Source organism: Tepiditoga spiralis (assembly GCF_014701195.1).
Taxonomy (GTDB): domain Bacteria; phylum Thermotogota; class Thermotogae; order Petrotogales; family Petrotogaceae; genus Tepiditoga; species Tepiditoga spiralis.
This window is the reverse complement of the sequence record NZ_AP018712.1, coordinates 1,798,279-1,812,492: the sequence shown is the minus strand read 5'-3', so window position 1 is coordinate 1,812,492 and position 14,214 is coordinate 1,798,279. Positions and strand designations below refer to the sequence as shown.

At 25.2% G+C, this 14,214-nt stretch carries 16 protein-coding genes, 1 pseudogene and 1 riboswitch; of the genes and pseudogenes, 9 read left to right on the top strand and 8 right to left on the bottom strand.

The features are described 5' to 3' along the window. Positions 1-3 precede the first annotated feature (3 nt). Together IGS63_RS08480 and IGS63_RS08475 are read right to left on the bottom strand one after the other, a co-directional pair. The gene (locus IGS63_RS08480) at positions 4-735 is read right to left on the bottom strand and encodes a beta-ketoacyl-ACP reductase (RefSeq protein ID WP_198423044.1); all 732 of its coding nucleotides are present in this window, start codon (positions 733-735) and stop codon (positions 4-6) included. Next, positions 735-1,754, bottom strand: coding sequence for a 3-oxoacyl-ACP synthase (locus IGS63_RS08475; RefSeq protein WP_190614115.1), 1,020 nt, complete (start codon positions 1,752-1,754; stop codon positions 735-737). Before IGS63_RS08475 ends, IGS63_RS08480 begins: the two co-directional genes overlap by 1 nt. Before the next feature lie 239 nt (positions 1,755-1,993). Here IGS63_RS08475 and IGS63_RS08470 point away from each other — a divergent pair, with 239 nt between their 5' ends. Genes IGS63_RS08470 through IGS63_RS08460 form a run of 3 tightly spaced genes read left to right on the top strand, consistent with a single transcriptional unit; the run spans position 1,994 to position 5,696 of the window. After that, the gene (locus IGS63_RS08470; protein ID WP_190614113.1) at positions 1,994-2,953 is read left to right on the top strand and encodes a 2-hydroxyacid dehydrogenase; all 960 of its coding nucleotides are present in this window, start codon (positions 1,994-1,996) and stop codon (positions 2,951-2,953) included. A gap of 23 nt (positions 2,954-2,976) precedes the next feature. Beyond that, positions 2,977-4,404, top strand: a complete 1,428-nt coding sequence (locus IGS63_RS08465; RefSeq protein ID WP_190614111.1) for a TldD/PmbA family protein — start codon at positions 2,977-2,979, stop codon at positions 4,402-4,404. Beyond that, on the top strand, positions 4,404-5,696 hold the full coding sequence (locus tag IGS63_RS08460) for a metallopeptidase TldD-related protein (RefSeq protein ID WP_190614109.1): 1,293 nt from the start codon (positions 4,404-4,406) through the stop codon (positions 5,694-5,696). The genes IGS63_RS08465 and IGS63_RS08460 overlap by 1 nt, the downstream gene beginning before the upstream one ends. 33 nt (positions 5,697-5,729) lie before the next feature. On the opposite strand, the gene IGS63_RS11785 is transcribed toward IGS63_RS08460, so the two are convergent. Further along, positions 5,730-5,855: a hypothetical protein gene (locus IGS63_RS11785; protein ID WP_269777923.1), complete on the bottom strand. Its 126-nt coding sequence runs from the start codon at positions 5,853-5,855 to the stop codon at positions 5,730-5,732. Positions 5,856-6,092: 237 nt separating this feature from the next. On the opposite strand from IGS63_RS11785, the pseudogene IGS63_RS08455 reads away from it, so the two are divergent. Continuing rightward, positions 6,093-7,342: pseudogene (locus IGS63_RS08455) on the top strand (IS256 family transposase). 253 nt (positions 7,343-7,595) lie between these two features. On the opposite strand, the gene IGS63_RS08450 reads toward IGS63_RS08455, so the two are convergent. Beyond that, positions 7,596-7,868 carry a hypothetical protein gene (locus IGS63_RS08450; protein ID WP_190614108.1) on the bottom strand — a complete coding sequence of 91 codons (273 nt, stop codon included), beginning with the start codon at positions 7,866-7,868 and terminating at the stop codon, positions 7,596-7,598. 200 nt (positions 7,869-8,068) lie between these two features. On the opposite strand from IGS63_RS08450, the gene IGS63_RS08445 reads away from it, so the two are divergent. Then, positions 8,069-8,890 (top strand): diguanylate cyclase domain-containing protein, encoded by an 822-nt coding sequence (locus IGS63_RS08445; protein ID WP_190614106.1) that lies wholly within the window; start codon positions 8,069-8,071, stop codon positions 8,888-8,890. 125 nt (positions 8,891-9,015) lie between these two features. Here IGS63_RS08445 and IGS63_RS08440 read toward each other — a convergent pair whose 3' ends face one another. Genes IGS63_RS08440 through crcB form a run of 3 tightly spaced genes read right to left on the bottom strand, consistent with a single transcriptional unit; the run spans position 9,016 to position 10,042 of the window. Next, positions 9,016-9,327 (bottom strand): hypothetical protein, encoded by a 312-nt coding sequence (locus IGS63_RS08440; protein WP_190614104.1) that lies wholly within the window; start codon positions 9,325-9,327, stop codon positions 9,016-9,018. A 26-nt stretch (positions 9,328-9,353) separates the two neighbouring features. Further along, positions 9,354-9,668 (bottom strand): DUF190 domain-containing protein, encoded by a 315-nt coding sequence (locus IGS63_RS08435; RefSeq protein ID WP_190614102.1) that lies wholly within the window; start codon positions 9,666-9,668, stop codon positions 9,354-9,356. 2 nt (positions 9,669-9,670) lie between these two features. Continuing rightward, positions 9,671-10,042, bottom strand: a complete 372-nt coding sequence (crcB, locus tag IGS63_RS08430; protein ID WP_190614101.1) for a fluoride efflux transporter CrcB — start codon at positions 10,040-10,042, stop codon at positions 9,671-9,673. Between the two features lie 49 nt (positions 10,043-10,091). After that, a riboswitch (FMN riboswitch) is annotated at positions 10,092-10,208 on the top strand. Between the two features lie 86 nt (positions 10,209-10,294). On the opposite strand from crcB, the gene ribD reads away from it, so the two are divergent. From ribD to ribH, 4 genes are read left to right on the top strand one after another with little or no spacing between them, the layout of a single operon-like run. After that, positions 10,295-11,335 (top strand): bifunctional diaminohydroxyphosphoribosylaminopyrimidine deaminase/5-amino-6-(5-phosphoribosylamino)uracil reductase RibD, encoded by a 1,041-nt coding sequence (gene ribD / locus IGS63_RS08425; RefSeq protein WP_190614099.1) that lies wholly within the window; start codon positions 10,295-10,297, stop codon positions 11,333-11,335. Further along, positions 11,316-11,879 (top strand): riboflavin synthase, encoded by a 564-nt coding sequence (locus IGS63_RS08420; protein ID WP_190614097.1) that lies wholly within the window; start codon positions 11,316-11,318, stop codon positions 11,877-11,879. Before ribD ends, IGS63_RS08420 begins: the two co-directional genes overlap by 20 nt. Next, complete coding sequence (locus tag IGS63_RS08415) at positions 11,863-13,047, top strand: bifunctional 3,4-dihydroxy-2-butanone-4-phosphate synthase/GTP cyclohydrolase II (protein ID WP_232521188.1); 1,185 nt, start codon at positions 11,863-11,865, stop codon at positions 13,045-13,047. The genes IGS63_RS08420 and IGS63_RS08415 overlap by 17 nt, the downstream gene beginning before the upstream one ends. A 3-nt stretch (positions 13,048-13,050) precedes the next feature. Next, a complete protein-coding gene (gene ribH / locus IGS63_RS08410; protein WP_420856913.1) occupies positions 13,051-13,524 on the top strand; it encodes a 6,7-dimethyl-8-ribityllumazine synthase in 474 nt (157 codons plus the stop codon). Here the strand turns inward: ribH and IGS63_RS08405 are convergent. Next, positions 13,511-14,203 carry a YjjG family noncanonical pyrimidine nucleotidase gene (locus IGS63_RS08405; RefSeq protein WP_190614094.1) on the bottom strand — a complete coding sequence of 231 codons (693 nt, stop codon included), beginning with the start codon at positions 14,201-14,203 and terminating at the stop codon, positions 13,511-13,513. The two genes, ribH and IGS63_RS08405, sit on opposite strands and share 14 nt — an antisense overlap. Between the last annotated feature and the right edge of the window lie 11 nt (positions 14,204-14,214).

Sequence of the window (14,214 nt, the reverse complement as noted above, 5' to 3'; positions counted from 1 at the left end):
TTATTATAATATAGTTCCACCATTTACATCTAATACATGACCAGTTATATAAGATGATTTTTCAGAACTTAAAAAAGTAACTGCATTTGCTATTTCAAAAGCTTCTCCCATTCTTTTTAAAATTATTTTACTTTTTATACTTTCAATAACTTTTTTAGGAATTTTTTCTGTCATGGGTGTTTTTATAAAACCTGGAGCTACGGCATTAACTCTTATATTTTGACCTTTACGTGCAAACTCTTTTGCCCAGGTTTTTGTCATTGCAATTACTCCCCCTTTAGTTGCAGCATAATTAGTTTGTCCTATATTTCCAACTTCGCCAACTATAGAAGCCATATTAACAATACTGCCAAAAGAATTATCTAACATTATTTTTACAATTTCTTGAGTCATATTAAATACACCTTTTAAATTTACATCAACTACCATATTCCAATCTTCTTCTGACATTTTTTGAATTAAGCCATCTTTTGTAATGCCTGCATTATTTACAAGAACATCTATTTTTCCATATTTATTTTTTACTTCATCTACAAATATTTTTATTGCATCTCTGTCAAGTACATTCAAAACATATCCTATTACATTTTTATTTTGGATTTCTAAATCTTTTAATAATTTTTCATTTGTATCTAAGGCATAGACAATTTTTGCTCCTTCATTTATAAAGTTTTCTACAATTGCTTTACCAATTCCTTGAGCACCACCTGTAACTACACAAACTTTGTTTTTCATTAAATAACATCTCCTTTTCCCCATTTTATTACAGTTGAAGCCCAAACAAAACCTATACCAGCTCCAACAAGAACTACTATATCTCCATCTTTTATTTTCCTTTCTTTTAAACCTAATTCTAAAGATAAAACTTGATCATTTTGCCCCATATGGCCATAATTATTCAAATAAGTAGTTTGGTTTTCATTCAAATTTAATTCATTTAAAATGGCATCGTGCGCAGATTTTTTTAAATGTAATATCGCTAAATAATCAATATCTTTATAAGTTAAATTACCTGATTTTTTTAATGCTTCTTTTATTACTAAAAAGAAATTTGACATAGTTTTTTCTTTTAATTTTGTTTTAAATTTTTCAATATCTTTTACTACAAAATAATTCTTTGCAACATCTTCTTTTTGTAAAGGCCAATTTTTGCTTCCTCCAACAGGTATAATACAATCTTCAGAAAAAGAACCATCACCTTTAAAAGAGCTTTCAAGAATTAAATTTTTATTTGAATTTTTTTTCATAATTAAGGCTGAACCACCTGAAGCCAAATCAATCATAAAAGTAGTTGACTTTTCTTTTAAATTGATAAAATCATTATTTCTGTATCCACTTACTAATAAAACAGTTTTTATATTTTTGTGAGTTAACATTAAAGATTTTGCAACATCTATACCAGCCATCATAGAGCCACACATCGCTTCCATGTCAAATGACCAAGCATTTGTTGCTCCAATTTCATCTGCTACCTTTAATCCAGCCAGCCAATTTTGATAATCTTTATGTTGAGAACCATTCCAAATTATTAAATCTATTTCTTTAGGGTTAATACCAGCATTTTTAATAGCTTTTTTTGCAGCTTCAATTGCCATATGTGTTGTAGTATCTCTTGGCCCTGCAATAGGTTTTTTAATTATTCCAAATTTTTCCAATATAACTTCTTCTGGTATATCAGTTTCTAAAGAAAGTTCTTTCGATGTTATAAAGGTTGAAGGAATGTATGTTCCAATTCCAATTATTCCTATATTCATAAATTCACCTCTTTTAATATGAATCATCTCTCATTTTAATATGAATCATCTCTCATTTTAACTCTTTTTTAATAAAAATAAAAATCTTAAGAGAAATAATTACAAATAATATTAAACAATTATTTATAATTAAAAGAAATAATCTTTAATTATAAGAAATATATAAAATTAAATACGTTATGCTAATATTTTTAAAAAGTATGGTATCATAATTATGATTTAGTTTTTGGAGGTGGATTATGAAAATTTCTATAACTTATAAAATTCCAGAAAAAGGAATTAATTTATTAAAAGAAAAATATGATGTATGGACAAATGAAGAAGATAGAGCTTTAACTAAAGAAGAATTAAAAAAACTTGCAAGTGAAAGTGATGGAATGTTAACAATGCTTTCAGATAAAATAGATAAAGAAGTTATTGATGCTGGAAAAAATAAATTAAAAATAATTGCAAATTATGCTGTTGGATATAATAACATAGACTTTAATTATGCAAAGAAATCAGGGATTGAAGTTACAAATACACCAGATGTATTGACTGAAACTACTGCAGATTTAGCTTGGGCTTTAATGATGGCAGTTTCAAGAAGAATAGTTGAAAGTGATAATTTTGTTAGAGAAGGAAGATTCAATGGTTGGAAACCAGAACTTTTTCTTGGAAATGATATTTATGGTAAAACACTTGGAGTAATAGGTTTTGGAAGAATTGGTCAAGCTTTTGCAAGAAGAGCAAAAGGATTTAATATGAAAGTTTTTTATTATAAAAGAAATAGATTGCCATCAGAAAAGGAAAAAGAACTTGGTGTTGAATATTTAGATTTGAATGAACTTTTGAAAAATTCAGATTTTGTATCTTTACATACACCTTTAACTGAAAATACATATCATTTATTGAATAAAGAAAGATTAAATTTAATGAAAAAAACAGCTTACTTAATAAACACAGCAAGAGGACCTGTTGTAGATGAAAAGTATTTAGTGAAAATATTAAAAGAAAATAAAATAGCTGGTGCAGGCTTAGATGTTTATGAAAATGAACCAAAATTAACAGAAGGGCTTAAAGAATTAAAAAATGTAGTTTTGGCTCCACACATAGGAAGTGGAACAATTGAAACAAGAAATAACATGGCAGAAATGGCTGCAAAAGGTATAATAAAAGCATTAAATGGTGAAAAACCATTTAATTCAGTTTTTAAATAACTTTATTTTAGAGGAGGTAAAAAATGAAGGTAAAAAAATCAGATTTTTTAGACTCAAAGATAGATTTATTAAAAAAAATCATTGATAATCTTTCAAATGATTTTGAGTATGTTTCTATTCTTGGAACAGATTCTATTGGAAAGTCTTATAAAGTTAGTAGTAAGGAAATTGGAGTAAGTGATGGAATGTGGAATGAAAGGGGTTTTGTTGCAAGAGTGTACAATGGTAAAAATTATACAGAATACTCTTTTAATGAACTTTCTGAAAATAATTTCAATGATATAATTGAATCCATAAAAAAAGAAGCTTTAAATATAAATAAATTAAATATTGATGAAATATCTATTTCAACTTATCCAATAATAGATGAAGAAAAAATAAAAGATGAATTTTATGGAGATGTAAAGATCCTTCCAGAAGAAATGAAGACAAATGAAATAATAGAAAAACTTTCAAAAATAAAAGCTGAAGCATTTAAACTTTCTGATAAATTAATAGATTTAAAGTTAAACTTTGATTGGGAAAAAGTTTCTAAAATATTTATTTCTAAAAACAAGGAATTAAAACAATCTTATATATGGAGTCAAGCTTATGTGGTTCCAATATTAAAAAAGGAAGATGAAATAAAGTATTCTTTTAAAGCGTTTTCAGGATTAAAAGGTTTAGAGATAATTGATGAAATGGAAGATAATTATGAAAAAGCAATAAGACATACTGAAAATTTATTGAATGCAAAAAAAATAAAGCCTGGTGTATACGATGTTATTTGCAGTCCTGAAATTTCAGGGTTAATTGCACATGAAGCTTTTGGTCATGGTGTTGAAATGGACATGTTTGTAAAAAATAGAGCAAAGGCACAAGAGTATTTAAATAAAGAAGTTGCTTCAAAATTAGTTAATATGCATGATGGTGCAAAGTCTGCAAATCATGTTTCGTCTTATTTATTTGACGATGAAGGAACAATTGGAACTGATACAAAAATAATTGAAAATGGTATTTTAAAAAGAGGAATATCTGATTTATTATCAGCTTTAAAACTTGGAACAAAACCAACTGGAAATGGAAAAAGAGAAAGTTATAAAAGAAAAGCATATGCAAGAATGACAAATACTTTTTTTGCACCTGGAGATAGTTCTTTTGAAGAAATGCTTTCGTCAATAAAAGAAGGGATATATCTTGTAGATGAAATGAGTGGTATGGAAGATCCTAAAAATTGGGGAATTCAATGTATGATATTATCTGCAATTGAAATAAAAGATGGAAAGTTAACAGATAATATTTATTCTCCAATAATACTAACTGGTTATGTACCTGAATTACTAAAAAATATTTCCATGGTTTCTAAAGATTTAAAATTATCTGGTAGTGGAGCTTGTGGAAAAGGTTATAAAGAATGGGTAAAAGTTTCAGCAGGTGGTCCTTATATAAAAACAAAAGCGAGGTTGGGATAATGATTGATAAAATAAAGAATATTCTCAATTCATATAATGAAATAAAAGATTGGAAAATTATAGAAAAAAATAGTAGTTCAAAAGAGTTATTTTTTATAAGAAAAGAGTTGGATATGAATAGAGCAACAAAAACACATGAAATAATTTTAACTATTTACAGAGATTTTGAAGAAAATGAAAAAAAATATAAAGGACATTCAACAACAAATATTCATCCAACTATGACAGAAGAAGAAATAAAAACTAATATAGAAGATGCTTATTTTTCAGCAAAATTTGTAAAGAATGAGTACTATCCTCTTGCAATGCCAAAAGAAAATAAAAATACCTTAAGTAATAAATTTAATGAAAAAAGTATGGAAGAGTGGATACCTATATTAACAAAAGAAATTTTTAAAAATGATAAGTATAAAGATGGTTGGATAAATTCAGCTGAATTATTTTTAACAAAAAATAAGATAAGATTGTTGAATTCAAATGGTATAGATGTTGAATATGAAAAATATGATGGAATGCTTGAATTTATAGTTAATTGGAAAGGAAATGAAGAAATAGAGTTATTTGAAATAATAAATTTTTCTGATTATGTAGAAGATTTTATAAGCAGTAAAATAAAGGAAAAATTTGAAATAGCAAAATATAGAGCAATTGCACAATCGACGCCTTCAGTAAAAGATATTCCAGTTTTATTAACTGGAAGTTCAGTTAGAAATTTGTTTGATTATTATGTTGAACAATCAAATGCTGCAATGGTGTATCAACAGTATTCTAATTTTAAAGTTGGAGAAAGTATACAAGGAGATAAAATTAATGGAGATAAAATAAATATAACTTTGGATCCTTTAATGAAAAACTCAACAAGAGCTAATTTATATGATGAAGACGGAATACCATTAGAAAAAGTTGAATTAATAAAAAACGGAAAATTAAAAAGATATTCAGGTAATTTAAGGTATTCTCATTATTTAAATATAGAACCAACAGGAAACATAAACAATGTAGTAGTTGAATGTGGAAATAAAACTTTAGATGAATTGAAAAAAGAGCCTCATTTAGAATTAATAGAATTTTCAGGATTTGATGTAGATACATTAACTGGTGATTTTGGTTCTGAAATAAGGTTTGGATGGTACTATGATGGTAAAAATAAGCTTCCAATAACTGGTGGATCAATTTCAGGAAATTTAAAAGAAGTACAAAATGAAATGTATTTATCAAAAGAATATCAACAAATAAATAATTTTATAGGTCCAAAATCAATAAAAATATTTAATGTATCAATAAGTGGTTAAAAAGGTGAAGCCTTAGGCTTCACCTTTAATAATTCAATTTGAGTATTTAGTTATAATTATTATTTCTAATGCTGAAATAAATATTGCTAAAAATAAAAAAGCTATTTTTAACGAATAAATATCAGCTATTTTTCCAAATAATGGGAAAATTACTATCATGTATAAGCTAAACACCATGCTTGCAAAAGATAGTATTGTAGCTCTTTTATTAGATGGGATTAATTTGTTTATAGATGAGCTATATACTACATAAAGAATGCCTTCAAGACCACTAATTATTGTAAAATATATGAATGAATATTTTGAAAGGAGACCATAAAAAATTTTGTGTAAATAAAAAAATGAAAAACCTTCTTCTTGGGATGGTAAAATAAAACCAGGAAGGAGGTTTTTAAAATGGCAAGAAGAAAAAAAGAAGAAAAAGAAGAAAGCAACATTGAAAAATTAGCAAGATTAATAGCAAGGGATCCAGAGGTAAACACAATAAAAGATGTATATGAAAAGATAAAAGAATTAGTGGGACCGTTAATACAAGGGATGTTAGAAGCAGAATTAGAAGATGAATTAGGTTATGGGAAATATGATAAAGAAAACAAGAAAACAGATAATTCTAGAAATGGGTACAGTTCAAAAAGAGTAAGAACAAGTGTTGGAGAAATGGAATTAAAAATACCTAGAGATAGAAAAGGTGAATATGAGCCATAGTACCAAAGTATAAAAAAGATATCTCAGATATTGAAGGTAGAATAATAGGTATGTACGGTTTAGGATTAAGCACAAAAGATATAGTAAAGAACGTAGAGGACATATATGGTGTAGAATTATCAGCGGAAATGATAAGTAAAATAACTAATAAAATATTACCTGAAATCAGAGAATGGCAAAGCAGACCTTTAGAAGAAATATATACTTTTATGTTTATGGATGGAATAGTGTTTAAAGTAAAAGATGATGGTGAAATAATAAAAAAGACTGCATATGTTGTACTTGGTGTAAATATAGATGGATTTAAAGAAGTACTTGGTATATATATAGGTGAAATAGAATCATCAAAATTTTGGTTAAGAGTATTAAATGATTTAAAAAATAGAGGAATAAAAGATATATTAATAGCTTCTGTAGATGGATTAACAGGTTTCCCACAAGCAATAAAAACTGCTTTCCCAGATACTATAGTACAAAGATGTATAATACATCAAATAAGAAATACATTAAAATATGTTAGTTACAAAGATAGAAAAGAACTTGTTAATGATTTAAAAAAAGTATATAAAGCACCAAATAAAGATATTGCTTATTCAAACTTACAAGATTTGAAAGAAAACAAATGGACAAAATACAAATTAGCATTAGAAAGTTGGGAAAAACATTGGGAAACAATATCCCCTTATTTTGATTATGGCGATGATGTAAGAAAAATAATGTACACAACAAATGTAATAGAATCATTAAATAGACAATATAGAAAAGCAACAAAAAATAAAACATCATTTCCAAATGACGATGCATTATTGAAAATGCTTTATTTAGCAACAATAAATGCAACAAAAAGATGGACAGCTCGTTATAGAAATTGGAGCAATGTCCTAAACGAATTATCCATCTTTTTTAATGAAAGAATTACAAAATATATCTATAATTCCTAACATAAATATACTTTGTAACATAACAAAAAATACCTATAACACACAAAAATGAATATTAAATATTATAATGCTATACCTTGCAATAAAAAGTTGCAAAAGGCTATTTATTACAAAAAATTATACTAAAAACTTCTAAAATTTACTCTTAAAGCATATTTCTTTATAGTCGATAATTCTTATGGAAATACTTTAAAAATAATAACTAATTTTATTTATTTTTACCTTCCAAGAAGAGCCGTTTACACAAAATTTTTTATGCTACCTTTGAAAGAGCAATTCCCCATACAGTTAATGACATTATTAATGGTATATATTTTAATAATAATTTTTCACTAATTATTTTTTCTATTTTATGCGTATATGCTGCACAAAGTGCACTAAAAATAGAAGCTATTGACATAAATAAACCTATATGAAATTGATTAAATCCAATTGAAGCAAGATATATCATCCAAATTGCACTTGTTACATTAAAGTTCATAAAAAATGAAAATACATAATTTTTTTTAATATTCTGGGAATACACGTTTTAAACCTCCTTGATTTTTTTATCCACTCGTGTAAATTCCCTGTACATTTCCTAAAAATTTTATATGATAAATATTAATCATTTTCATCACCTCTTTCATAATATAGTTAATTATATCATAAATTAATTGTTATAATTGTAGAAAAAATATCATGCTTTTTATTTTTAAAAATTATATAATTGTATTGAGCTCGGAGGTGATTGCAATCAATATATTAGACAGAATACAGAAATCATTAAATTATATTGAAGAAAATTTATATGAAGATATAAAAATTGATAAAGTAGCAGAAGAAGCTTTTATGTCAGTTTCTTTATTTTATAAATTATTTTCAAAAATAATTGGAACCACTTTAAAAGATTATATTAGAAAGAGACGTCTTTCATTATCTAAAAAAGATTTAATAGAAACAAAACAAAGTATTTTAGAAATTGCTTTAAAGTATCAATATGAAACTTATGAGTCTTATTCGAGGAGTTTTAAAAAATTATTTGGAATTTCACCAAAAAAATATCGAGAAAGTACTAAAAATGTTGATGAATATAATGTTTTTCAAAAAATAAACTTAATTTATGGAGGTGTAAATATGAATGAAGAAAAGATAAAAGAAAAAATAAATTTATTTTCAAATGGATTTATATTTGATTTTGATATAGATAATTTTTCTTTAATAAATAAAAATTATGGTAGAAAAATGGGAGATATAGTTCTTATAGAGGTACCAGTAAGAATTAATAAAGTTTTAGAAAATAATAATATTAAAGAAGAAGTTATAAGAATAGATGCTGATGAATTTGCGTTAATATTAAAGGGAAAAGATGAAGAGCTTATAAAAATAATATCCAATGAAATAATCAATTCGATGAAAGAACCTATTAATTTTGAAGGAACAACATTAAATGTAACTGTAAGTGTAGGAATTACAAAGTTTTCAAATGATACTTTTGTTATTGAAAAAGTAAGAAAAGCTATGATTGAAGCAAAAAATAATGGAAGAAATCAATTTAATATTATTTAATAATATTATGCTTATTAATAAAAAATTTAATAATTTTTTAAAAGTAAAAATTGTATTGAGCTTAATTCCTAAAGTTAAATTTTAAAAAAATAGAGAGTTAAACTCTCTATTTTTTTTATTAGAAATTAATAATCTTTAATATAATATATTTTTTTTATTTTTAATACTCTTTTAGTTAAATTTTTATATACAAGAACATAGTTTTGTTGTATTGTAGTTGAATAATTTTGAAAAATATAATCTTCAATTTTACATTTAGTTATCATAGAAACCATTTTTAATTGTTTTTGAGATAAATTTAAATTTTTTAAAGCAATTTTTAAAGTGGTTTGATAAGTTTTTTCATTTAATATATAAAATTCATATTTATTTATACACTTTTCTATAAATTTTATTATTTTGTTGCATAGTAGATTAATTTTTTTATTATTGTGCATAATTTAAACCACCTTTTAATTAAAAATTATTTTTTATATTCTTCATAATTTTCAATTGGTTGAGTAAACATTATACCATCAAATTTTAAATTAGCTATTATTTTTTGAAAATTAATGATTTTTTCTTTTTTATCTATTATTTCAATAATAATAGGTAAATCTTCACTTAAAGTAAAAAAATCTGATTTGTGAATATGATGTTTTTCTCCAAATCCAGCAATTCCTTTATAAACAGTTATTCCCTTTAATCCTTCATTATAAGCTAACTCCATTATTTTTTCATACATTCTTTTATGACCATGATTATCTTTTTCACCCAGATAAATTTTTAATAATTTCATAATTAAGACCTCCCTAAAATGTATCCAAAGTATGAAGAAAATATTCCAGCAATTATACTAACGCTAACATAAATAGCAGAAAATAATAGATTATTATTTTCTATCATTGAAATTGATTCATACATGAATGTTGAAAAAGTTGTAAAAGCTCCAAGCATACCCGTTCCAAAAAATAAAATAAATTCTTTTGAAAATTCTATTTTATGAATAGACAATGACATTAAATAAGCTAATATAAAAGCACCAATGATATTTACTAAAAGAGTTCCATAGGGAATAGATGAAAATGGAAATTTTTGATTAATAAACTTAGAAATAGAATATCTGAGTATTGCTCCAATAAATCCACCTGTTCCTATATACAATAAATTCAAGAATAAAACCTCCATTTTGAAATTTAAAATTTTTGTGATATACTTTTTTTGAGTTCTTCAGGGCAGGGTGAAATTCCCTACCGGCGGTGATAGTCCGCGAGCCTTTTAGGTTGAATCGGTGAAATTCCGATACCGACGGTTAAAGTCCGGATGAGAGAAGACTATATTTAATTATATCATGATAAAAAATATAATAAAAAAGCCTGAAGAAAATTCTTCAGGCTTTTTTATTATATTTTTAAGAGGTGAAATATGAATTATATGGATTTAGCTATAAATGAGTCTTTAAAGGGTATTGGAAAAGTTAATCCAAATCCATTGGTAGGAGCAGTAATAGTTAAAAATAATAAAATTTTATCAACTGGATATCATGAATTTTTTGGAGGTAGACATGCAGAAGTAGTTGCAATAGACAATGCAAAGGAAAAAGGTTATTCAATAAAAAATTCAGAAATGTATGTAACACTTGAACCGTGTTCTCATTATGGAAAAACACCACCTTGTGCAGATAGAATAATAAAAGAGGGTATAAAAAAAGTTTATGTAGGATTAAAAGATCCAAATCCATTAGTTGGTGGAAAAGGTATTAAAAAATTAAAAGATGCTGGAATTTATGTTGAAGTTGGTTTAATGAAAGAAAAAATAAAGGGAATTAATAGAGTGTTTTTGACTTATATAGTACAAAAAAGGCCTTATGTTCATTTGAAATTAGCTCTCACTTTAGATGGATTTATAGCAAATAAAGATGGAAATTCAAAATGGATTTCAAATGAAAGCTCAAGAAAAATAGTTCATGAAATGAGAAATTTTTATTCTTCAATACTTGTTGGAGCTGGAACTATATTAAAAGATAATCCAAGTTTGAATGTTAGATTAACTAAAAAAATTAGAAATCCTTTAAAAATAATTTTAGATAAACATGGACTTACAGCAAACAAAAATTTGAATATTTACAATGAAGGTGAAAATATAATATTTACGTCTTCAAATGAAAAATGGAACTTTAAAAATACAGAAATTATTTATACTGATAAGTTGAATATAAAAGATATATTAAAGGAACTTTATAATAGACATATTGATTCTGTTTTGGTTGAAGGCGGTTCAAAAGTTGCTTCAGAATTTATAGAATATGCAGATAGAATTTCTTTATTTTATAGTTCAAAAATTTTTGGAAGAGGAATATCACCATTTGAAAATTTAAAAAATGAAAAAAACTTAAAAACGTTGAGTATAAAAAATATTGATAATAACATTTTATGGGAGTTGGAAAATGTTTACTGGAATAGTTGAATATGTAGAAGAAATGTTTATTAAAGGAAGAAATGTGTATATAAAAAATCCTTATAGTGATATTGTATTAGGAGAAAGCATAGCATTAAACGGAGTTTGCTTAACTGTAGAAAAGATAGAGAACAATTATTTAATTTTTGGTATTGGAGAAGAAACATTAAATAGAACAAACTTAAAAGTATCAAAAAAAGTAAACATTGAGCGTGCTTTAAAAGTAGGAAGTAGACTTGGCGGACATTTTGTTTTGGGACACGTTGATGGTACTGTAAAATTTATAGATAAACAATTACAGAGAGGATCATATTTGTTTCAATTTTCAAATGTAAAAGAAAATTGGGCAATTGTAGAAAAAGGGTCAATAACTTTAAATGGCATTAGTTTAACTGTTGCAAAAAAATCTTTAGATACATTTTTTGTTCAAATAATACCACATACAATAGAAAATACAAATTTAAAGTACTTATTAAAAAATGAAAAAGTAAATTATGAAATAGATGTGTTTGCAAGATATATAAAGGGAGGAAAGAATGAGTATGGATATTAATAGTATAAAGAAGAATTTTGAAAATAATAAACCAATAATTATTTTGGATAAGAGTAGAGAAGTAGAAGGAGATTTAATTTTTCCATCTGAAATAATAAATTCAGAAGTAATTAATTTTATGATATCAAAAGGTAAAGGCCTTTTGTGTACAGTTGCAGATGAAAAGCTCTTAATTGAAAGAGGTTTTTTTAAACTTCCTTCAAACAATTTAGATAAACACAATACAAATTATTTTATTCCAATAGACTATAAGTTGAGTAATACAGGTATTTCTTCTTTTGAAAGAGCAAAAACAATAGAAATGCTGGCACAAAATAATAATATTAATTTATTTTCTTATCCAGGACATGTTCAACTTTTAGGTGGAATTGGCATAAATAATAGAAAAGGACATACAGAGGCATCATTAGAATTAGTTGAATTTATAGGATACAAAAGATTTTCAACAATAATAGAAATTTTAGATGAAAATGGAGATTCACATAACTTTGAATATATAAATCAACTTTCAAAAGAATATGATATACCAATAATAGATATAGAAGATATTTATATTGAAAGTATGAAAAGAAAACAATTTGTATTTAAAGTTTCAGAAGCAAAATTACCAACTGAACTTGGAGTATTTAAGATAGTAGGATTTAAAAATTTGTTAGATAATAAAGAACATTTTTTGATATATTCTGGAGATATCTTTGATGGAGATCCTGTAAAAGTTAGAGTACATTCGGAATGTGTTACAGGAGATGTTTTAAAATCAAAAAAATGTGATTGTGGTTCACAACTTTATAATGCAATGAATGAAATAAAACAAAGAGGTATTTTGATTTATTTGCGTCAAGAAGGAAGAAATATAGGAATAACAAACAAAATAAAAGCCTATGCACTTCAAGATGATGGAGTGGATACTTATGATGCAAATGAAATAATAGGGCTTCCACCAGATGGAAGAGATTATGCAATTGCTGCTCAAATGTTAAAAGCAATGAATATAAATGATATTATTCTTTTATCTAATAATGAAGATAAAAAAAATCAATTAATGAAGTATGGAATAAATGTTAAAAAAATGGAAAAACTTTTTGGAAAGCTAACAGTTGAAAACAAATTTTATTTAAAAACGAAAATGGAAAGATTCAATCATAAATTAAATGAATTTTTAAAGTGAGGGATGAAATTGAATATATTTGAAGGTAATTATAAGTTATCTAATGAAAAAGTTGGAATTGTAATTTCGAGATTTAATTCAAACATTACCACAGAACTTTTAGAAGGCGCAAAAGATTGTTTAATCAGACATGGATTAAATGAAAAAAATATAGACGTTTATTATGTTCCTGGAAGTTTTGAAGTTCCTTTTTTAGTAAAACAACTTGTAAAAACAAAAAAATATAATGGATTAATTGCACTTTCAGCAGTTATAAGAGGAGAAACATATCACTTTGAAGTTGTTTCAAATGAAATATCAAAGGGAATATCGCAAATAAACTTAACTTCGGATATTCCCATAACTTTTGGTGTAATTACAGCTGATACGGTTGAACAAGCATTGAATAGAGCTGGTATAAAGTCAGGAAACAAAGGATTTGATGCAGCAATGGCACTTGTTGAAATGATGAATTTAAATAAAATTATAAAAGATTGAGTAATTCTAATAAAGAATGAATTTGAAACACATCTTCGGATGTGTTTTTCTTTTTATAATTAAACCAAATTGATTCAAAGCCTGCTTTTTTAGAGGAAATAACATCAGTTTGTAGGTCATCTCCTATATATAAAATTTCATTGTGATTAAATCCAGAAAGCTTTGCAGCATAATCAAAAATTTTTTTATCAGGTTTTGGAATTCCAATAGAATCAGAAGTAATTATAATTTTAAAAAAATTATCAAGATTTGCACTTTTTAGTTTTTTAAATTGTATTTCTTTAAAACCATTTGTTATTATTCCAATTTCGTACTTTGATTTTAAATACTTTAAAACTTCATGTGTTCCATCAAAGGTTTTGTCTTGTTCAGCAAGTAAATTAATATAATTTTCATTTAATTTTTTTATTAAATTATTTTCATAGGGATAATTTAATTCATCTAAAGTATTTTCAAATCTTTTCAATTTTAATTTTGAAACTTCTATTTCTCTTTTTCTATACATTTCCCACAGTATATCATTATTTTTTTCATAAACATCAATGAAATAATTTTTGTCAATATTTGATTTCAAAAGATATTTATCATATAAAATACCAAGACAAACTCTTGAATTTTTTTCAAAATCCCAAAGTGTATGATCAAGATCAAAGTAAATCATTTTTATATTTTTAAACATAGTTTCACCTC